This is a genomic window from Planococcus notacanthi (assembly GCF_030407825.1).
GTDB classification, from domain to species: domain Bacteria; phylum Bacillota; class Bacilli; order Bacillales_A; family Planococcaceae; genus Planococcus; species Planococcus notacanthi.
The window spans coordinates 318,664-339,011 of sequence record NZ_JASDCQ010000003.1 but is presented as its reverse complement, the minus strand read 5'-3'; the positions used below and the strand labels follow the sequence as shown (position 1 = coordinate 339,011).

21 protein-coding genes are annotated in these 20,348 nt (G+C 45.6%); 2 read left to right on the top strand and 19 right to left on the bottom strand.

Going from position 1 to position 20,348, the window contains the following annotated elements; genetic code table 11:
• Window positions 1-2 precede the first annotated feature (2 nt).
• The 11 genes from QMA01_RS12975 to QMA01_RS12925 form a co-directional block, all read right to left on the bottom strand.
• On the bottom strand, window positions 3-773 hold the full coding sequence (locus tag QMA01_RS12975) for a 3-hydroxyacyl-CoA dehydrogenase (RefSeq protein ID WP_290215160.1): 771 nt from the start codon (window positions 771-773) through the stop codon (window positions 3-5).
• 27 nt (window positions 774-800) lie between these two features.
• On the bottom strand, window positions 801-1,949 hold the full coding sequence (locus tag QMA01_RS12970) for a thiolase family protein (RefSeq protein WP_290215159.1): 1,149 nt from the start codon (window positions 1,947-1,949) through the stop codon (window positions 801-803).
• A 217-nt stretch (window positions 1,950-2,166) separates the two neighbouring features.
• Entirely contained in the window at window positions 2,167-3,072 is a 906-nt protein-coding gene (locus QMA01_RS12965) for an ABC transporter substrate-binding protein (RefSeq protein WP_191715505.1), read from the bottom strand.
• A 166-nt stretch (window positions 3,073-3,238) separates the two neighbouring features.
• Window positions 3,239-4,144: a glycine betaine ABC transporter substrate-binding protein gene (locus QMA01_RS12960; protein ID WP_203340467.1), complete on the bottom strand. Its 906-nt coding sequence runs from the start codon at window positions 4,142-4,144 to the stop codon at window positions 3,239-3,241.
• 13 nt (window positions 4,145-4,157) lie between these two features.
• Window positions 4,158-4,796 (bottom strand): ABC transporter permease, encoded by a 639-nt coding sequence (locus QMA01_RS12955; protein WP_191715503.1) that lies wholly within the window; start codon window positions 4,794-4,796, stop codon window positions 4,158-4,160.
• A complete protein-coding gene (locus QMA01_RS12950; RefSeq protein ID WP_290215158.1) occupies window positions 4,793-5,761 on the bottom strand; it encodes an ABC transporter ATP-binding protein in 969 nt (322 codons plus the stop codon). Before QMA01_RS12950 ends, QMA01_RS12955 begins: the two co-directional genes overlap by 4 nt.
• 86 nt (window positions 5,762-5,847) lie before the next feature.
• Window positions 5,848-6,693 (bottom strand): GNAT family N-acetyltransferase, encoded by an 846-nt coding sequence (locus tag QMA01_RS12945; protein ID WP_290215157.1) that lies wholly within the window; start codon window positions 6,691-6,693, stop codon window positions 5,848-5,850.
• A gap of 186 nt (window positions 6,694-6,879) precedes the next feature.
• A complete protein-coding gene (locus QMA01_RS12940) occupies window positions 6,880-8,097 on the bottom strand; it encodes an MFS transporter (protein ID WP_290215156.1) in 1,218 nt (405 codons plus the stop codon).
• Between the two features lie 220 nt (window positions 8,098-8,317).
• Window positions 8,318-9,268, bottom strand: a complete 951-nt coding sequence (locus QMA01_RS12935; RefSeq protein ID WP_290215155.1) for a DUF4003 family protein — start codon at window positions 9,266-9,268, stop codon at window positions 8,318-8,320.
• Between the two features lie 53 nt (window positions 9,269-9,321).
• Complete coding sequence (gene zupT / locus QMA01_RS12930) at window positions 9,322-10,131, bottom strand: zinc transporter ZupT (RefSeq protein ID WP_191715498.1); 810 nt, start codon at window positions 10,129-10,131, stop codon at window positions 9,322-9,324.
• A 100-nt stretch (window positions 10,132-10,231) separates the two neighbouring features.
• On the bottom strand, window positions 10,232-10,876 hold the full coding sequence (locus QMA01_RS12925; RefSeq protein ID WP_290215154.1) for a uracil-DNA glycosylase: 645 nt from the start codon (window positions 10,874-10,876) through the stop codon (window positions 10,232-10,234).
• Window positions 10,877-10,993: 117 nt separating this feature from the next.
• Here QMA01_RS12925 and QMA01_RS12920 point away from each other — a divergent pair, with 117 nt between their 5' ends.
• Both QMA01_RS12920 and QMA01_RS12915 read left to right on the top strand, forming a co-directional pair.
• Window positions 10,994-11,335 (top strand): P-II family nitrogen regulator, encoded by a 342-nt coding sequence (locus QMA01_RS12920; protein WP_142827327.1) that lies wholly within the window; start codon window positions 10,994-10,996, stop codon window positions 11,333-11,335.
• Between the two features lie 12 nt (window positions 11,336-11,347).
• Window positions 11,348-12,637: an ammonium transporter gene (locus QMA01_RS12915; RefSeq protein ID WP_191715496.1), complete on the top strand. Its 1,290-nt coding sequence runs from the start codon at window positions 11,348-11,350 to the stop codon at window positions 12,635-12,637.
• Window positions 12,638-12,664: 27 nt separating this feature from the next.
• Here the strand turns inward: QMA01_RS12915 and QMA01_RS12910 are convergent, their stop codons facing one another.
• From QMA01_RS12910 to QMA01_RS12875, 8 genes are all read right to left on the bottom strand, one after another.
• Complete coding sequence (locus QMA01_RS12910) at window positions 12,665-13,303, bottom strand: phosphatase PAP2 family protein (protein ID WP_290186820.1); 639 nt, start codon at window positions 13,301-13,303, stop codon at window positions 12,665-12,667.
• 86 nt (window positions 13,304-13,389) lie between these two features.
• A complete protein-coding gene (locus tag QMA01_RS12905) occupies window positions 13,390-14,064 on the bottom strand; it encodes an ABC transporter ATP-binding protein (protein WP_290186822.1) in 675 nt (224 codons plus the stop codon).
• 3 nt (window positions 14,065-14,067) lie between these two features.
• Complete coding sequence (locus QMA01_RS12900; protein WP_203340475.1) at window positions 14,068-15,132, bottom strand: ABC transporter permease; 1,065 nt, start codon at window positions 15,130-15,132, stop codon at window positions 14,068-14,070.
• A 177-nt stretch (window positions 15,133-15,309) separates the two neighbouring features.
• Window positions 15,310-16,269, bottom strand: coding sequence for a siderophore ABC transporter substrate-binding protein (locus QMA01_RS12895; protein WP_191715492.1), 960 nt, complete (start codon window positions 16,267-16,269; stop codon window positions 15,310-15,312).
• Between the two features lie 21 nt (window positions 16,270-16,290).
• Complete coding sequence (locus QMA01_RS12890) at window positions 16,291-17,052, bottom strand: iron ABC transporter ATP-binding protein (protein ID WP_191715491.1); 762 nt, start codon at window positions 17,050-17,052, stop codon at window positions 16,291-16,293.
• On the bottom strand, window positions 17,049-17,999 hold the full coding sequence (locus tag QMA01_RS12885) for an iron chelate uptake ABC transporter family permease subunit (RefSeq protein WP_290186829.1): 951 nt from the start codon (window positions 17,997-17,999) through the stop codon (window positions 17,049-17,051). Before QMA01_RS12885 ends, QMA01_RS12890 begins: the two co-directional genes overlap by 4 nt.
• Window positions 17,992-18,942, bottom strand: a complete 951-nt coding sequence (locus QMA01_RS12880; protein ID WP_191715489.1) for an ABC transporter permease — start codon at window positions 18,940-18,942, stop codon at window positions 17,992-17,994. Before QMA01_RS12880 ends, QMA01_RS12885 begins: the two co-directional genes overlap by 8 nt.
• Window positions 18,943-19,309: 367 nt before the next feature.
• Window positions 19,310-20,182, bottom strand: coding sequence for a DUF6612 family protein (locus QMA01_RS12875; RefSeq protein ID WP_290215153.1), 873 nt, complete (start codon window positions 20,180-20,182; stop codon window positions 19,310-19,312).
• Between the last annotated feature and the right edge of the window lie 166 nt (window positions 20,183-20,348).

The following is a 20,348-nucleotide window of genomic DNA, read 5'->3' as shown; positions in this document are numbered from 1 at the left end:
CCTTATTTCGGTTGCATGCGGATTGCTCCGTCAAGCCGGATCGTTTCGCCATTCAGCATCGGATTTTCTGTAATGCTTTCGACCAATTGTGCATATTCAGCAGGTTTTCCGAGGCGTGCCGGAAATGGCACTGCTCCAGACAAGGAAGCAATGGCTGCATCCGGCAGCCCTTCCACCATCGGCGTCTCCATCAGCCCAGGCGCAATCGCCATGACACGGATGCCGTCTCTCGCCAGTTCTCTCGCTATCGGCAACGTCATCGATACGACCCCACCCTTTGAAGCGCTATAGGCCGCTTGGCCAATCTGCCCTTCATAGGCTGCAACGGAGGCGGTTGAAATGATGACTCCGCGCTCGCCTTCCTCGTTCGGTTCGTTCTTCTGCATGGCTGCCGCAGCCACTCGGATTACATTAAAACTGCCGATCAAATTCACTTTGATGACTTTTTCAAATTGATCCAGCGCGATCGGCGTTCCTTTGGATAACACTTTTCCAGGAGTTCCTATCCCTGCACAGTTGACAATCAAATTGATCGCCCCGAATTGCTCAACCGCTGCATTGATGTTGCTTTCAACCTGTCCGCCATCTGTCACATCCGTCTCCATGTAAACAACCGATTCTTCGCCCAATTCTTCAATCAACTTATGTGCACGTTCTGCGTTCAAATCAAATATAGCTGCTTTGCCGCCACTTTCTGCAATGCGGCGCACCGTCGCTTCTCCAAGCCCGGAAGCTCCGCCTGTCACCACTGCCTTCACCTGTGAAAATTCCATTGTCTTCCCCCTCAACATTCAATTGATTTATAGTTTTTCAATAATCGTCGCATTGGCCATGCCCATTCCTTCACAAATAGCCAGCAAGCCGTAGCGCCCTTCTGCCCGTTCCAACTCATGCAGCAGCGATACCAATAGTTTGGTGCCTGTCGCGCCTAGTGGATGGCCAAGCGCAATTGCTCCGCCGTTGACATTCAACTTTTCAGGATCTCCTCCGATATCGTGCAGCCAAGCAAGCGGCACCGGCGCAAATGCTTCATTGACTTCATAGCGGTCCATATCGCCGATTTCCAACCCTGCTTTTTCAAGGACTTTCTTTGTCGCAGCTATCGGCCCTGTCAGCATTAATGTCGGGTCAGAACCCACCACTACACGCGCGAGAATCCGCGCTTTCGGCTTCAAGCCCAATTCTTTTGCTTTCTCAGCTGACATCAATAAAACGGCTGAAGCGCCGTCACTCATTTGGCTGGCATTGCCTGCTGTAATTACTCCATTTTCATCAAAGGCCGTTTTTAATCCGGCCAATACTTCCTGCGTTGTGCCTGGACGCGGCCCTTCATCCACCGCCACTGTTTGCGTTTCACCTTCTCGCCCTTGCGTCTCAATCGACACAATTTCACGTTCGAAATGTCCCGCCTGAATGGCTTGCTGTGCCCTTTCATGGCTCTGCACTGCAAAGTCATCCAGCTGTTCGCGTGTAAATCCCCATTTTTCAGCAATCCGTTCCGCCGACAAACCTTGATTAATGATTTCGTATTGATCGGTCAGTTTTTCACTCAGCTTGGCGCCTTGCATATTGGAGAACATCGGAACGCGCGTCATGCTTTCTACACCGCCTGCGATGACAATGTCCATGTCTCCTGCTAAAATCGCCTGTGCCCCGAAATGGACAGCCTGCTGGCTCGATCCGCATTGGCGGTCAATGGTGACGCCTGGCACGTAATCCGGAAACCCAGCGATCAACGCTGCCGTACGGGCGATGTTCCCTCCCTGTTCACCAGCCTGCGATACACACCCTAAAATAATATCTTCTATGTCTTTTTTATCTACTCCTGCACGCGTCACCAGTTCATCCAGCACAATTGCTGCCAGTTCATCCGGACGTGTATTGGCAAATCCACCTTTTCTTCTTCCCACCGGAGAACGTACCCCTTCTATAATCACAACTTCTCTCACATGTCTCACCCCACCATTTTATTGGAATCGCTTTCATTTAGCTGAATTGAATGACTATTCACTCATTAAATTCATTGTACAAGAACCTATTCCCAAATGCTAGAAGAAATAAAGAAGTAATCCCCGTGACTGTCACTATCAGGCAGAGGCTGAACTAAAACAAAAAGATGCGTATTTCAAATAAAAAGATTCTGCAGCCGAAGCTGCAGAATCTCCCTCATTCGTCTATCAATCCTTTTTCAATCAGAAATTCACGCGCTACATCGCTTGCGATCGCCTGGTCTTGGTCAACCTTTGCATTCATGAGCAGCATATCTTCTTCACTGATTTGACCGGCAAGTTCATTCACCAAATCTTCAAGCTCAGGATACTCTTCTAAGGTTTCTTGCCGGACAATCGGTACAGCATCGTATTTTGGAAAAAATCCTAAATCATCTTCGGTGGTCTGCAAATCGAATAATTCGATTCGGCTGTCTGTCGTGAAGGCAGGGATGACGTCCACACTCCCTTCGGCAACCGCTTCGTACATAATAGAAGGATCAAAACTTTCAGTTCCAGAAAACTCCATTTTGTATGTGGATACTAAATCTTCATAGCCATCTCCTTCACGCTCATAAAAGGAATGGGGCCCACCAAAGCTTACAGGTTGCAATCGGGTTATTTCCGCCAGTTCCGAAAGTGTCTGTGCCGCAAAGCCGCTGTCTTTAGAAAAAGCCACTGTATAACTGTTTTCAAAGCCCAACGGTTCCAGCCAAGTCACCCCTAAAGTTTCCTCGTAGCCAGACCGCACACGCGCCAGCACTTCTTCTGAAGATTCCCCAATCACGGACTCTTCTTTTAAAACATCTTTTAGTCCAGTCCCCGTATACTCAACGTACATGTCAATATCTCCGTCTTCAATCGCCGGCGTCAAAATCGACACTTCCCCCAACCCTTCTTCGTAACTTACCGAATACTCCGAGTTGGCTTCAATGTATTGGCCCAAAATCTGCGGCAGAATATACTGTTCAGTCCACGGTTTGCCTCCAATGACGATGGGATCCGAATTTTCCGCCTGCCCTCCACACGCTGTAAGAAGAGCTGCACTTATCGCTGTTATACAAATGATCAGACCACTTCTCATTTTCCCCCTCCTTAGTTTTCAGAATTTACACTCTATTTTAAGTTAAAATAATTGTACAAGAAAACGGAATTAAATACTATAAAATCCTGACTCCTGCTCCCATAAAATAGAAAAAGGCGAAGGTGATAAGCTAATGATTCCGCTTTTCACACGCGCCTGTTGGTTCTTATTCTTCTATTAATCCTTTTTCAATCAGAAACTCACGCGCTACATCACTGGCTTGGTCTTGATCCACATCCACACGCGCGTTCATAGCCAGCATTTCTTCTTCACTGATTTGTCCAGCCAGTCCGCTTAGGACCTCTTCAAGTTCAGGATATTCCTCAAGCGTCTCCATTCTCACAACAGGAACTGCATCGTATTTCGGGAAAAACGACTGATCGTCTTCGGTCGTTTCGAGATCGAAGAGTCCGATGCGGCTATCTGTCGTAAAGGCAGGAATGACATCTACTTCCCCACTATTGACGGCCTCGTACATAATCGCGGGATCAAAGCTTTCCGTTGCTGAAAATTCGAAAGGATAAGTTGCCACTAAGTCATCAAAGCCGTCTCCCTGGCGTTCGTAGAAAGGATGCGGTGCTCCGAAACGCATATTTTCCGATTTCGAAATCTCAGCCAGATCCGAGTAAGTTTCAGCATCGTAGCCTTTGTCTTTTGAGAATGCTAATGTATAACCATTTTCAAATCCAAGTGGCTCCAGCCAAGTCGCGTCCAGCGTTTCTTCATATCCTTTTCTGACGATTTCCAACACTTCTTCCGAAGATTGTCCAGGCACCGATTCTTCCTTCAGGACGTCCTTCATGCCGGTGCCTGTATACTCTACGTACATGTCGATGTCTCCCTGCTCCAATGCAGGCGTTAAAATCGCCACTTCACCAAGCCCGTCTTCATATTCCACTGTGTACTCGGAATTCGCTTCAATGTACTGCCCAAGGATATGAGGCAAAATGTATTGCTCTGTCCACGGCTTTCCGCCGATCACTAGAGGATCCGATGTCCCTCCACCCGGACCGCAACCCGCAATGATGACAGTTGTTCCAGCCAATAAAATACCTAATGCCGCTTTTTTCATCCTCAATTTCCTCCTATGTCTTTAAGCCTTTTGGTGTTGCTCTTTTTTCAATCCATTTCAAAATCTGATCAAATCCAATGGCCAGCAACGCAACCGGCAGGGCACCCGCCAAGACCAGGGAATTATTATACGATTGCAGGCCGCGGTAGATGATATCTCCCAGACCTCCCGCTCCAACGAAAGTAGCAAGTGTCGCTATTCCGACAGTGAGTACAGTCGCAGTCCGGATTCCAGCCATGATGAACGGCAAAGCAAGAGGCAATTCAATCTGCCGCAAGATCTGTGTCCGCGTCATACCCATTCCCCGCCCCGCTTCAATAGTAGAGCCGTCCACTCCCACAATTCCCGCATACGTATTGCGCAGAATCGGCAGCAAAGCGTAGATGATCAGCGCAATTAAAGCGGTAGGTGAGCCGATCCCTAAAATTGGCACTAAAAAACCGAACAAAGCAAGGCTTGGAATAGTCTGGAAAACGGCAGTTACCCCAATGATCGGTTCAGCATAGCGGCGGTAGCGCGTAATAATGATTCCCAGCGGCAAGGCAATTGCGATACCGATTGCCACCGCTACAAACGAAAGATAGATATGTTCCAGAAAAGCGCTGATGATCATATCTTGGCGGCTGACGAGAGTATCCAAAAAACTCTTCATACCGATACCCCCTGTTCTTTAAACAAAGCCGCTTTCAACAGATCACGATCGGTGGCATACGCAATAATTTGCTCGCCTTCAACAATCGCCAGGTAATTATGGCGGCTGTCGTCCAATTGAAGAAATGCTTTTTCAATGGTGGCATCCGCAGAAATCTTCTCGGCACCGCCACTCCATTCTGCAGTAAATAAGTCCAAAAACTCAAAAAGTCGTTTTTCACCGAATGCCCGCTTTTGATTGATACGTTCTACACCAATAAAGTTACGGACAAATTCGTTGGCCGGATCGTCCACCAATTGCTGAGGCGTCCCTATCTGTTCCACTTGGCCATCACGCATAACGATGATGGAATCGGCAATTTTCAACGCTTCGTCCATGTCATGGGTAACAAACACAATGGTCTTATTGATGGTCTGTTGAAGATTTCTGAGTTCGTCCTGCAATTGTTCCCGGCTGATGGGATCAAGCGCTGAAAACGGTTCATCCATCAGGACAATATTGGGGTCTCCCGCAAGTGCACGGATTACACCTACACGCTGTTGCTGCCCACCGCTCAATTCGAGCGGAAAGCGGTCCATGTAAGTTTCCGGATCAAGACCGACTAATTGCAGCAATTCCCGAACCCGCGCTTCTTTTTTGCCTTTAGGCCATTCCAGCAATTTCGGCACAAGAGATACGTTATCAGAAATCGTCATATGGGGAAACAAGCCGATTCGTTGAATAACATAACCGATCGATCGCCGCAGCTGAACTTCATCCATTCCGTTAATTGGATTTTCATCAATATAAATAGTGCCGCCAGTCGGTTTTTCCAGCTTATTGATCATTTTCATCAGCGTAGTTTTGCCGCATCCACTGGGACCGATGATGGCAGTCAACTCATGAGTGGGAAGAACGAGTGAAATGTCTTTCAAGGCTTCCGTTCCATCCGGAAAACGCTTAGTGACGTTTTCAAATCGTATCATAGCCTCCGCTCCCTTCTGTTTCTTTCAGCCTAGGTTTTTTATACCCTCTTCACCTTTATTTTATTCCTTTAGCGGTCGGCATAAATTTATTGCTCTTCAAAAACAAGATGGACCGGATTGGCGATTTGTTCGTAGCCGATTTCCCTATAGATTTTATTGGCTGTTGTATTGGTGAGGTCGGTGTACAGAATTACAAAATCATATTCCATCAGCAATTCATCGGTGACTTCGGCTACCAGCGTCCGGGCATAGCCCTTGCCCCGATATTGCATTGGGGTAAATACAAAAGAGACAGTGATGCCATTTTTGGAAGGCCGCGATTTCTTCATACAGGAAACAGGCACCCCATCCACTTCCCATATATAAACTTCCTTTCTTTCCAGAAAGTCATCAATCTTATGTGCAGCTTCAGCTTGAGTGGAAATGCCGATCCCCGTTTCCTCTTCAAATAAGCGGTACCATCCCTCCAGGAGTTCCGCATACTCTTTACTCGCTATCCTCCATGTTCCTTCACTTTTCCGCAACCCTTTATTGACCGCGTCGATGCGATACAACCCCTGGTTCATCAGCACCTTTATTTGCTCATCATTTTTAGAGGTCCAGGCTTCAGCAAAAAGACGGCTCGTTTCCTGTTCACCTACAATCCCGCTGACTTCCACGCCCAGATTCTGCAGGTGATCGGCAACTTCTCGTTCAATGTCAGGCAGCGGCTGAAAGATCACCAACTGCAAAGCATGCGGGGGAGTCATCAAGCAGGCTGCCACAATCTCTCCCTGCTCTTCTCCAATGGCTAAAAAATAATCTTCATACCGCTCGGCTTCGATTTGCCCGAGTATCCCTAAAAACAAACTATGGATGTCTTCGTCCCGATATAACAAGGGAGCAACCCTTTCTGAAAAAGCAGCTGAATCCGAATAGATAATCAATTCCATTTTCCCACGTCCATTCTGTCGTAATTCCTCTTCTTAATGGTATTAGCTATATTCTGGTAAATTCCTGCTGACATCCATTTTTTCTTTGCCAAAGAAGTCTTCATTTTCCTTAAGGCAGTAGTTCCTTTGGCCGAAAAAAAAAGCAGTGCTCCCGAAACTAAATCGAGAGCGCCGCCTATCACTTTTTTATTCCAATTCCAATTGCTTTGTTTCGGTTCCAAGAAACGCAACCGCCAGTGCTCCAATCAAAATAGACACACAGAAAATCGCAAAAATCACATTCACGCCAATACCGGCTGTCAGCATCGAGCCTACTAGAAGTGGTCCAAGAACACCTCCTATACGCCCGAAAGATGCAGCCATCCCCGTTCCGGTCCCGCGGATAATCGTTGGGTATTGCTCCGGCGAATAGGCATACAGCGCGCCCCAGGCACCCAGGTTGAAGAAAGACAAAAATGCTCCAGCCACAATCAGTAAAGCAATTGTATCCGCATTGCCGAACGCCAGAGCGCTTGCAGCTGTTCCGATCAGGTAACTGACCAGCACAAACTTCCGGCCCATGCGTTCGATCAGCCAGGCCGCTGAGAAATAGCCAGGCAACTGCGCCAGTGTCATGATCAATACATACTGAAAGCTTTGGATCAGCGTAAATCCTTTGAGTACCATCACGCTCGGAAGCCATAGGAACATTCCATAATACGAAAAGACGACTGTGAACCAGACAATCCACAACATCAAAGTAGGCCGTCTGTATTTTTTGGACCAGACATCTTTGATATTAGTAGAAACGGATCGCAAAACGTTCTTTTTAGCAGAAAACTGCGGTGAATCCGGCAAGTTGATACGCAAATAAAGCGCATAGAGCGCCGGCAATGCCGTCAGCAACAGCGCAATCCGCCAGCCGAACGACGGAATGATGAAGTACGAAATAATTGCTGCAACCAGCCAGCCTGCTGCCCAAAAACTCTCGAGCAAGACCACTACGCGTCCGCGCTCTCTCGCTGGTACACTTTCGGAAACCAGAGTGGATGCCACCGGCAATTCTCCGCCCAACCCCATCCCGACAAAAAACCGCAAAATCATAAACGCCGCTAATGTGGTCGTAAAGGCAGAAAGTCCGCTAGCTATAGAAAACAACAGCAAGGTGATAATGAATATCTTCTTCCTGCCCACCCGGTCTGCGTAAATCCCGAAAACAAAAGCACCTACTGCCATCCCGATGGAGTTGACGCTGCCGATCCAGCCCATCTGACTCGAAGTCAAACCCCAGTCTTCATGCAACGCCGCAATAACAAAGGAAAGGATTCCAACATCCATAGCATCAAAAAGCCAACCCAGTCCTGCGACCCACAATAATTTGTTTCTTGAAATTGTACTTGGTTTTTGCCCAACTAAAACTGACATCTTCATTCTCCTTGTCATGACACGTGTAAACTACTGTCTTTACACCACTATACGCCGTAGGAGAATCAGTGACAACCCTCTATCTAAAAGTCTGTTTTTTCAATTAATTCAATGTAAGTTCATTTAAGCAAAATAATATTCTTCCAAGCGCTTCTTGCCGAACCACCTCTGTCAGCTGCCCTTTGCACAAAGCCACTACGGTTCGAACATTTCCCTATGATCACGAACCCGAGGAACTATTGGTCGAAGAGATGACTGCCGCATTAATGCTGACCATCATGGCAGCCTGTTGGGCCTGCATCAAGGTTTCCAGTGACGTAGAGAAGGTCATTGCCGAAATTTCCTGTGCGTCAATTGTATCATTCAGCGCCTGCTGCACAGCAGTTGAAAACGCCACATCTTTATACCAGCGGAAAATTTTATTTCCCTCTAATTCACGAGTATTTTCTACAATCCCCCGGAGCGTTTCCCCATCTGCTCGCATGACCGCCAAAAAACCGAGAACGGGATACTGCGCCGCACGAATTTTGATTTTCTCTTCTTTAAAAAATTGGTGGATCGCCAAAACCCTGCCGACCATTTCCGGATCATAAACGGGCGAATCGAACGTCATGATCTGGGATAGCCACTGAAGGTCATTCCCCATACTGAAGCCCTGCTCACGCAAATCACGGTAGTATACATTCATCGTTTCAGCTCTCTCTTCAAGCGACCCTTCCCTGCTCCCCAATAAAACGGCATAAGGAATATCTTCATTGGAGGTCAGGAATTTATGATGTTTTTTCATCTCTCCGTATAATTTTCTTGCCCGGTCCGCTTCTTCCGGTTTCTTCATCAGCAAGGCCGCCAAATACGTATAGGATGTTTTCCAGAAACCCGCGTTATTCAACTCTTGCTGATTTCGGTTGATCAACTTCAGCGAACTTTCCACGTCTTCTTCTTTCGCCGCCATGAAAGCTGCGGCTACATGTAGCAGATGAGAGCGCAACGGCGACGTCCACCCTTCATTCTTTTTGATCACTCCAACAACAGCTTCATGAACTTCGGCATCGAAGGCCTTGCCACGTGATAAGTATATATTCGTTACGGCTAAGGCAATCCGTTTATCCACTGCCCATCCCAGTGTTTTCGACACCTCTGAAAAAGTTTCTTCAATATGTTTGATATCCATAGAAAAAGCCTCCTTTTCTCTTTACTACGAGAACAGGAGGCAAAAAGTTTCCTTTAAACGATGAGTACCAGGCTGACAGCCATAACTGCCATTCCCGCTACCAATCCATAAATGGACAGATGTGCTTCGTCGTATCGTTTAGCGGCTGGCAATAATTCATCCAGCGAAATAAAGACCATGATGCCCGCCACACCGGCAAATATTATCCCGAATAACGTGTCACTAAGAAACGGCATCAAGAACAACCAGGCCGCAATCGCTCCTACCGGCTCTGAAATACCTGAAAGAAAACTGTACTGAAATGCTTTTTTCCGGCTTCCAGTCGCATAATAAATCGGCACCGAAACTGCAATTCCTTCTGGAATGTTGTGGATAGCTACCGCAATGGCAATTGCCACCCCAAGAGCCGGATCTTGTATAGCTGACATAAATGTGGCGATTCCTTCAGGGAAGTTGTGGATTCCGATAGCCAACGCTGTAAAAATACCCATTTTACGCAATCTGGCGTATTCGTCATTGGTCGGCCCGTCATCCATATCCTCCACGGTTTTAACTTCATGCGGATTCCCCAATTGAGGAAGGATGCGATCCAGCCCTGCCATAAAGATCATTCCGCCAAAAAACCCTGCAAGCGTCAACCAATAACCCATCGTCTCACCGTGGGCACCCGTCAAAGAATCTTTTGCTTTGAAGAAAATTTCAATCATAGAAACGTAAATCATGACTCCGGCTGAAAAACCAAGAGAAATTGATAAAAACTTCGTATTTGTACGGGATGCAAAAAATGCGATTAAACTGCCAATCCCTGTGGCGAGTCCAGCAAAAAGAGTCAATCCTAATGCAAATAAGACTGCACTATCCATAGACATGCCTTCTTTCCAATTCAAGTGAATAACGTTATTGTACGGCAAAAGTTTCCTTTGTGCAACATTTTTTAACTAAGAAAGATTTCCCATTATTCATTTATCTTATATCTCCAAGAAGATCCTTTAATCTCCGCCAATCATCATCTTTAAGTGCTCTGACAGACGGATTATAAAAGACACTGGCAGGATGGAATGTGGGGAAAATATGATAAACTTCAGCAGTTTCTTTAAAGCAGCCTTCTTCCTCATTCCACCGTAAAACTGGCGTCTCCATGAGGACGCCGTGCAGTTCCGTTACTTTCGCTTGCGGTCCGATCAGGCGCTGCAGCCCAATATTTCCCAGGGTCACAATCAGCGGTGGGCGGACATCCCGAATTTCCGCATCTAATATGGGCGCATGCGCGATAATTTCCTTTTTCGTCGGAGCACGGTTGTATTTTCTTTCGATTATTTCTCCATTGCGCTTCTTTTTTGTCCCCCATTTATATGGCCGGCTGCGGACCGCGCTTGTTATGTAGACGTCTTCCCTCGACAAGCCAACACTTTGCAGTGAAGCCATCAACTCTTTTCCCGCTCTGCCGGTAAACGGGATGCCTGTTTCCAATTCATTTTCTCCTGGCGCCTCGCCTACAAGCATAAGAGCAGGATTTGTAGGTCCGCTTCCCCAAACGAAGCCTTCTACCGGGTATCCTTCAATTCTTCGTTTTCCCAAAGCAGCTATTTCTTCAGATATTCTATACATTCCTTTTCACCTCTGTTTTTAATGTAAGGTTATCTAACATTTAAATAAAAAAACTCTTGCGTTTTCAGAAAATATAAATTATGATGTTAACAAACCTAACATCAAGGAGGAGAAGACATGAAAAAGATCGAGACAATCATTCGGCCATCTGTTTTTGCAGACGTTCGCCAGGCTTTGGCACTTGAAGGAATAGACGGTTTGAGTGTAACGGAAATCGCCGGAATCGGAAAGCAAGAAGGCCGTGTCGGGTTATTCCGAGGCAACGCCTACACCATGGAATTTTCCCCAAAATTGAAATTGGAAATGGTAGTGGACGATGACAAAGTCGAGGATATTATTCAGGCGCTGTTGGAATATGCTTCAACCGGACAAGTCGGGGATGGCAAGATTTTCATACTCCCAGTCGAAGAAGCTATACGCATCAGAACAAAAGAACGCGGCATAGTCGCAATTGGATAAGGAGGAGATTGGATGGAAGCAGTTCAAAGTTCAGTAGATATGTTATGGGTGATGCTCGGGGCTATGTTGGTATTTTTCATGCATGCAGGATTTGCCATGGTGGAATCAGGGTTTACACGATCTAAAAACACATTGAACATTCTTATGAAAAATATGATTACTGTCTCACTTGGGTCCATTCTTTATTTTATCGTCGGATATGCTCTTATGTTCGGTCCCTCGTCTTTAGGATTAATCGGCACACAAGGATTCGCCTTATCAGGCGTCGAAGATATCGGATTCTTTGTCTTCCAAGCTGTTTTCGCCGCCACTTGTGCAACAATCATTTCCGGAGCTGTAGCAGAACGAATGAATTTATCTGCATACATCTTGTTGACCATCGCCATGACCGCTGTCATTTACCCGATTGTCGGCCATTGGGTGTGGGGAGGCGGCTGGCTGTCACAGATCGGCTTTATCGATTTCGCCGGATCCACAGTAGTCCACCTGACAGGAGCCGTAGCCGCATTTATCGCCGCCTGGAAAATCGGTCCACGCATCGGCAAATACAGCGGCAAGGCTATCAATACGATTCCTGGCCACAGTTTGCCGCTCGGCGCATTGGGAGTTTTCATCCTTTGGCTTGGCTGGTTCGGATTTAACGGAGGCAGCACCTTGGCAGCCGACCCCGCTCTAGTACCTCCAGTAATTGCCAATACCTTATTGGCAGCTTCTGCCGGAGTTATCGCTACAGCTGGATATACACGATTGCGTTATGGCCGTATCGATGCTTCCTTGACAATGAACGGCGCACTTGCCGGCCTTGTCGGCATCACCGCAGGCGCAGCAAACGTTTCTCTCGTCGGCGCTCTTGCTATCGGGTTGATAGCCGGGGTCGTCATGACCGAAGCGATTCGCTTGCTTGATTCCAAAATTCGTGTCGATGATCCGGTCGGAGCTATTTCCGTTCACGGTATTGCAGGTATCTGGGGGACGCTTGCAATCGGCTTATTTGATACTACCGGCGGTCTGCTTTACGGAGGCGGAGCTGAAATTCTCGGCATCCAGGCAGTCGGCGTGCTTGCTGTAATTGTATGGGCTTCAATTTCAACCACTCTTGTACTGTTTGCAATCGGCACCATTGTGCCGCTCAGAGTCACTGCCGAAGAAGAAGAAGTTGGACTCGATTTTTCAGAGCACGGCTCACAAGCTTATTCGATGCAGGACGTGCTGCAAGGTTCACCGACAGCAAGCAATGATTCATTCGCTCATCGTCTGAATCAACTCGGAGATGCACCGGTTCCACGCAAATCAATTTCTTGATCCAAACAAAAGAAGAGGAATTCCTGCTCAATCCAGGAATTCCTCTTCTTTTTGCGTCTTTGCCTTGTTGCGAAACTGTCGTTCTCGTATTTCATACCAGACCGCAACTCCAACAAACCACGCGTAACCTAGTAGTGAACCTGCAGCTACATCAGAGAAATAATGTTCTCCCCCCGCCACACGCGACAACGCAACAGTTACAGCCAATGCAACAGCCACTGCCCAGATAATCACCTTCGATTTTCTGGAAGCACTTGCCTCCGAGAGAAAGTACGCTACTGTAAAAAGATAGAGCAGCCCAACCATCGCATGATTAGATGGAAAACTAAAAGACTCCAGATCATGCGGCGACTCCGGGCGCGGGCGTTCAAACCATTCTTTCATCAATTGATTCAAGACGTTTCCGAGACCTACAGAAAAAAAGACAAACAACATTCCCCTGTAATTTTTCCGGAATACCCAAAGATAGACAAGCAGCAACAGGCTGACAGTAATGATCATCCATGGGTCACCGATAAAGGACATGCCATCGAGCAACACTCTGCCGCCCAGCAGCTCCGCCGCTGATTGATCGATTCGAATTACGGATTCATTCGAGTAATTTACAAGAATAGCAAAAAAACCGAGTAAGGCGGTTACTGCCAGCGGATAAAATAGACGCTTCATCGCATTCACCTCTTTCATCATTACCCATAGTTTACCATAAGCCATAAGAAAAGCCCGTCTGCCATATCGGCAAACGAACTCGACTGTCACGGCTGCTGCAGTTCCAGCACGCCATCGACCATTTTATAGACCTTGTCGCAATACTCGATCAGACGGATATCATGCGTCACTACAATCGTCGTGGTCTTTTTATTTTTCGTTTCTTCTTTCAATAATTCCATTACTTCATAAGCACGGTCAGAGTCAAGAGAGGCTGTCGGCTCATCCGCCAATATGATGGAGGGATTGCTATATAGCGCTTTGGCGATTGCCACCCGTTGGCGCTCTCCCCCGGAAAGGTCTGATGGATATTTGGCACGGAGGTCCCCAATACCCAGATCTTTGTATAGCTGTTCCAACTGTTCTTTGTTCAGATTGTCCTTTTTGACTTTATCCAAAAGCTTCAATTGCTTTTCCACTGTCAGAAAAGGCACCAAATTGGAGGCTTGAAGGATAAAGCCGATTTCCTTTAACCGGATTTTCGACAATTGTTTTTCATTTAATGTCGCGATGTTTGTATCGTTGATCAGTATATCCCCATCCGTCGGAGATAAGAGCCCTCCTGCAATCGTCAAAAATGTACTTTTTCCGGAACCTGAAGGCCCAATAACGGCAATCAATTCTCCCCGCTCTGCATGAAAGTTCGTTTCTTTTAATGCATCTACTTTTTTATGCCCTGTTCCAAATGACTTTTTTACTCGATTCAATTCTAATACTGCCATGATTTAACCTCCAATCGCTTTTAATGGATCAATTTTCACAATGGTTAACACCGAGAACACTGCACCTAGAATGGCTACCACAATCAGTACCAATCCGTATATCAGCATTGTTGGAATATCAAACGCTACAGGAACTGCACTCGGAAGAAAGGCGCCTGTCAAAAGCGTCAATCCAAGGCCAACCACTACACCGACCGCTGCGAGGATAGCTGTCTGCGCAATAACCGAACGAGCCAAGTAACCGCTTGGAATTCCCTGTGCTTTCATGACCCCAAACATACTGATTTTTTGCACCGTCAACACGTAAAGGAAAATCGCCACAATTACTGAGGAGATAGCAAACAGGAAGTAGATCATAAAGTTCAGCGTAAGGCTTTGCGCTGTATATCCAGGGAGACTTTCAATGAATGTCTCTGTCTCAATCACCGCGAGGTCCTCTTCATTTGTAACCCCTGAAATATCATCAGTCCGTACAGCAACTCCGCTGATTTGACTTTCACTTCCCGCCGCTTCACCAAACTTTACTTGTTCGAACGTATCCAAGTCCGTATAAAGAACAGGAGCCGCATTGAAACGTGCTTCGTCTGTGAATCCGACAATTTCCAACTTTTCCTCAGTTGAAGACAAGCTGATGGTATCTCCCAGTTTAAAGCCGTCATCTTTCAGTGCATCACCGGCTACCACCTGATTGGCACCGGTGAATTCCTTCCCTTCAGTTATTTCAGGCATAATGAATTCATCACTGTTGATGCCAAAAATAGAGACATTGGCTTTTTCGTCGCCAGTCTGCGCGATGGCATTCAATTGCCCAAGAACTGCTGTTTCATCTGCATCAATAGTATCGACTGCATCGCTGCCAAAAGAAGATTGAGTCAGACTCTGATCCGATTCTTCAGTCAAGACGATGGCATCAGCATCCCATTTATCCACGGCCTCCCTATTCAAGCTAGCCAGCCCACTTGCCAATCCGGATAAAAAGAATACCAGATAGGCAACGAGCATCAATACGCCAATAATCAATGTAAACCGCAGTTTATTCTTTATAATTTCGTTCCACGCTAAAAACATTTCGTCACTTCCATCTCTATAATGTATCTTACCCTTAATACCAGTCTATATTACTATATTACTTATATAAAACCTATACAAATATTATATACCCAATTTCATTTTTTTCAATCGATTAAGCTTATAAAATAAAAAAATCAGCGAGGGCACAACGCCCTCGCTGACTAAAGTCACTCTTTATTCAAATGCAGATTCAATATCTTTTACCATCTGAGAAACAGATTGCAGTCCGCCACCTGACAGGTACCAGAAATCCGGATCCAAGTAGATGATTTTATCGTTTTTGTAAGCATTTGTTTTTTGTACCAATTCATTTTCAAGAGAATCAGCAGCACTTGCTTCGTTTCCGACAGCAGCGTTGCGGTCAACTACGAACATCATGTCTGGGTTTGTTTCCAGAATGTATTCGAATGAAATACTTTGGCCGTGAGTTGAAGCTTCGATGCCTTCATCCGCTTGTTTTACGCCGAATACATCATGGATGATACCGAAACGTGAAGCTGCGCCGTAAGCACTTACTTTGCCTTCGTTTGCAAGAGTAATTAACGCTTTTTCATCAGACTCACTTACCGTCGCTTTTACTTCTTCGATCTGTGCATCAATTGCTGCTAACTCTTCTGTTACTTGATCTTCTTTACCGAAGATTTCGCCAAGTGTGTTCATGTTTGATTTGAATGACTCCATGTATTTAGTAGTATCTACAGCCATGTGGATTGTCGGTGCAATGTCAGCGAACTCATTGTACATATCAGCCTGACGTCCAGAGATGATGATCAAGTCCGGTTCCATTGCATTAATCGCTTCAAAATCCGCCTCTTTTAACGTACCGACGTTTTCATATTTCTCAACGTCTTCAAATTTTTCAAGGTATGCCGGCAAAGATTCCTGAGGAACTCCTGCAACAGCTTCAATGCCTAATTTGTCCATTGAATCAAGGACACCGTAATCAAATACGACAACTTTTTCTGGGTTCTTGTCAAAAGTTGTTTCCCCAAGTTCATGCTTAACTGTCATCTCTTCTGTTTCTTCTGCCTTAGCAGTTGCTGTATCAGATTCTGTCGATTCTTCAGTGGATCCACAAGCTGCAAGGAAAGCCACCATCATAAGGGTGAATGCGACCAATAACCATTTTTTCATATCTTTTCGAGCTCCTCTTTTTTAAGAATTGAAGTATACGCAAATCCGGCAATTGTTCATCTGCTGAATCGGAATATCCATGTCATAGATTTCTTTTAATGCCGCACTTTGAATAATTTCTTCTGTTGTCCCATCTTTCACCACTCGACCATTTTTCAATGCCACGATGCGGTCGGAATAGACAGAAGCGAAGTTGATGTCGTGAAGGACGATGACCACAGTTTTGCCGAGCTCATCAACCAAACGGCGCAAAATTTTCATGATTTGGACAGAGTGTTTCATATCCAAATTATTCAAAGGTTCATCCAATAGAATGTAATCGGTATCCTGTGCAATGACCATCGCGATAAACGCACGCTGGCGTTGCCCGCCTGAAAGTTCATCCAGGTATGAATTCTCCATTTCCTTCAAATCCATATAGTCGATTGACTGGTCCACCATTTTTTCATCTTCATCATTCAGACGGCCTTTTGAATAAGGAAAGCGCCCAAAAGAAACAAGCTCGCGAATCGTCAAACGGACATTCATGTAGTTAGACTGCTTTAAGATCGATACACGTTTGGAGAACTCATTGGATTTCAACTTTTTTGTATTGGTTGAATCAATGAGTACTTCCCCGGTATCCGCATCCAAAAGACGGCTGACCATGGAAAGCAGCGTGGATTTTCCAGCACCATTGGGTCCGATAAAGGACGTAATCTGACCGCGCTGGATATCAACAGAGACATTTTCCACAACTTGTTTTTTTCCGTATAGCTTTGTCAATTCACGAACTTGGATCATTTAGATCGACTCTCCTTTAATAGTAGGTAGATGAAGTAAATTCCACCGATGAAATTGATGATGACGCTCAATGTCGTATTGAAAGTGAAGATCCGCTCCACTACCCACTGGCCACCGACCAAGGCTACTACACTGATGACAATAGACCCTGTCAATAAAACCGAATGCTTATACGAAGTAAAGAATTGGTAGGAAAGGTTTGCAACAATCAAACCGAAAAATGTAATCGGTCCGACAAGCGCCGTGGCAATTGCGATTAAGACAGCCGACAGCACCAGCATTTGTTTTACCAGCGCGTCGTAATTTACACCGAGATTGATTGCTGTATCGCGTCCCAATGTCAGAACATCCAAAGAGGAATTTTGTTTCCAAGCGAAGGCAACGAGCAAAGTGATGATGACCAGTGAGGTCCACACCAAATCCGAATTGACATTATTGAAGCTGGCAAACATCCGGTCCTGAATGATCGAGAATTCGTTGGGATCGATCAGCACCTGCAGGAAGGTCGTAATACTGCCGAAAAACGTTCCGCAGATTATACCGACCAACAAGAGAAAGTAAACCGGTCGATCATTCTTTTTAAAGAGCAAGCGGTAGAACAACAAGGCGAAGATTACCATTACGGCAATCGACAGCAAGAAGTTCACTTGCTTGTTGACGATTGTAATATGATCTGAACCGAGGAAAAAGATCAGCAAAGTCTGAAGCAGCATATAAAGTGAATCCAAGCCCATAATACTTGGCGTCAGTATCCGGTTATGGGTGATGGTTTGGAAAACCACCGTTGCATAGGCAATGGCAACTCCCGTCAACACCATAGCGAATACTTTTACACCGCGTCTCGGCAATGCATAATCGAAACTTCCGTTCAAATCCTGAAACAGATAAACTCCACAAGCCGCTAAAGCCAAGCCGACGAGTATAAGCATCTTATGTAGGTCACGCATACGCTTTCCTCCTAAACAACAAGAAGAGGAAAATAAAGCTTCCGATAACGCCGACCATCAGGCTGATGGAAATCTCATACGGGTAAATCAGCACTCTTCCCAAGATATCGCACACCAGCAAGAAAATAGCTCCAAGCATCGCAGTATGCGGCAATGTTTTTTGTAGATGATCTCCTTTGAAGATCGAAACGATGTTCGGAATAATCAACCCTAGGAACGGGATAATTCCCACCGTCAACACAACTGTCGCTGTAATCAAAGCCACGAGCACCAATCCGATGTTGACAACGCTCCGGTATTTCATCCCCAAGTTTTTGGAGAAGTCTTCACCCATGCCAGCAACCGTAAAACGGTTTGCGTACAGATAGGCGATGATAAATACCGGAACACTGATGTAGAGAAGTTCATAACTCCCTTTCATAATCATCGAAAAATCACCTTGCAGCCAAGCGGACATGTTTTGGATAACGTCCGCGCGATAAGCGAAAAACGTTGTGATGGAAGACAGGATGTTCCCGAACATCAAACCGACAAGCGGAATGAATATAGCATCTTTAAACTTGATGCGGTTTAGAATTTGCATGAAAAGGAATGTACCGGCAAGCGCAAAAGCGAAAGCCACTGTCATTTTTTCGAGCATCGATGCGTTTGCGAACAAGAGCATCGAAACCAGAATCCCAAGCCGAGTGGCATCCAATGTACCTGCCGTCGTCGGAGACACAAATTTATTGCGGCTTAACTGCTGCATGATGAGTCCTGCCATACTCATTCCTGCACCTGCCAGCAAAATCGCAACTAGCCTTGGCAGACGGCTAATCAAGAATATTTCTGTCTCTTCCGATTGGAAGTCAAGCAAATCACTAACACTGATACTGCTTACTCCGACAAACAAGGAAACAATCGACAGTATGATCAATGTTGGTATTAAATAACGTTTCTTCATTACTGTCCCTCATCTGTCCTCAATAAAACATTATTGATTATTCGATAGTGATAATCATTATCACTGCCGTACAGATTTCAGTATAGCATGTTGAGAATTAGAGTCAATGATTAATTGAGAATTATTTTCATTTAGATGAGAATGATTCTAATTTGTCAAAAGTTCGTCAAACATTCAGAACATGACTAAGGTTTATGTATGCAAACTCCTCCTAAACAGCTAAGCCAACTAGCTAACATGTAAAAATCGCCCTTTCTTAATGATGTGCAACGGCACCACCATTTAAAAAGGACGATTCTCGGCGCATAGCCGGACTTTTCTTCCATATAGATAAAGCCCGCCATTAATCCCTATCGGGGCTTGTCGGTCAACCTGCAATTTCCTGCGCTTGCTCGAGCACTTCGGCCGGGATGGTAATCGCTTCGATTTCATTGTATTTACTGTAATCGGCTTGTATATCCGATTTGATGTTCATCGATTCTCCTTCAATATTCATATCCATGTCCATCTTCACATCCAAGCTGTTCGTCAAGAAGGTTTCTTTATCGACATTGATCACATAATTCACTGAATGAATGGTCATATCTTCAAGTGCTGTCTGGGCTTCAAGTTCCATTTGACCCAATGTTTTCTCAAGCTGCTGAGCCATCAATTCCTGGAATTTCTCACCCGAGGCATCAAGCGTCAAAATGTATTCATCCGCTGTCTGTTCAAAAGTAAAATCATCCTGGAAATCGGCCAGTTCTTCAAGTTGCTGAGAAGGGTCAGCGGTCTGCTGATCAGCAAGCCCCTTCAAGTCCTCGATGCTGTCATCCGGCATCTTCAGCCAAGTCGCCATTGTTTCTTCGTACATATATAAACCTTGGTCTGTAAAATACATTTCCATGCTCATCGGATTGGTATTCTCGATATCTTCTGACACCATGGATGTTTCTGCCGTTTGATGGAATGCCAACGGTTCAGTAGTCATGTCCATTGCAGAATCCATTTTCATGTTGATCACCATGCCATCCGGCTGCATAGCCATCACTTGGTCAGTTACAATATCGGCATGAAGGCTCGTAATTTCTTCAGATGCCTCCATTGATTTCGTATATACCTCTTCTGCCGTCAACTCGCTGTTTTCGCCTTTCGCCGCCTCATCGCCAGATACCGGTTCTGCTGTCTCTCCGCAAGCAGCAAGCCCTATCGCTAATGTAGCTGTACTCATAAACATGATCCATTTCTTCAAAACAATCACTCTCCTATAAGTTTTTTAATGCCGTACCACTTCGCCAAACAATGGAGAAAAAATCTTCTTTGACTAGACTTAGCTATTCTACGAAAAATCTTGGAAAAAGTTTCATATTCTTTATTTACCCAAATTCCATTCGTTTATTTCGCCTACATCGATTATACTTTTCATT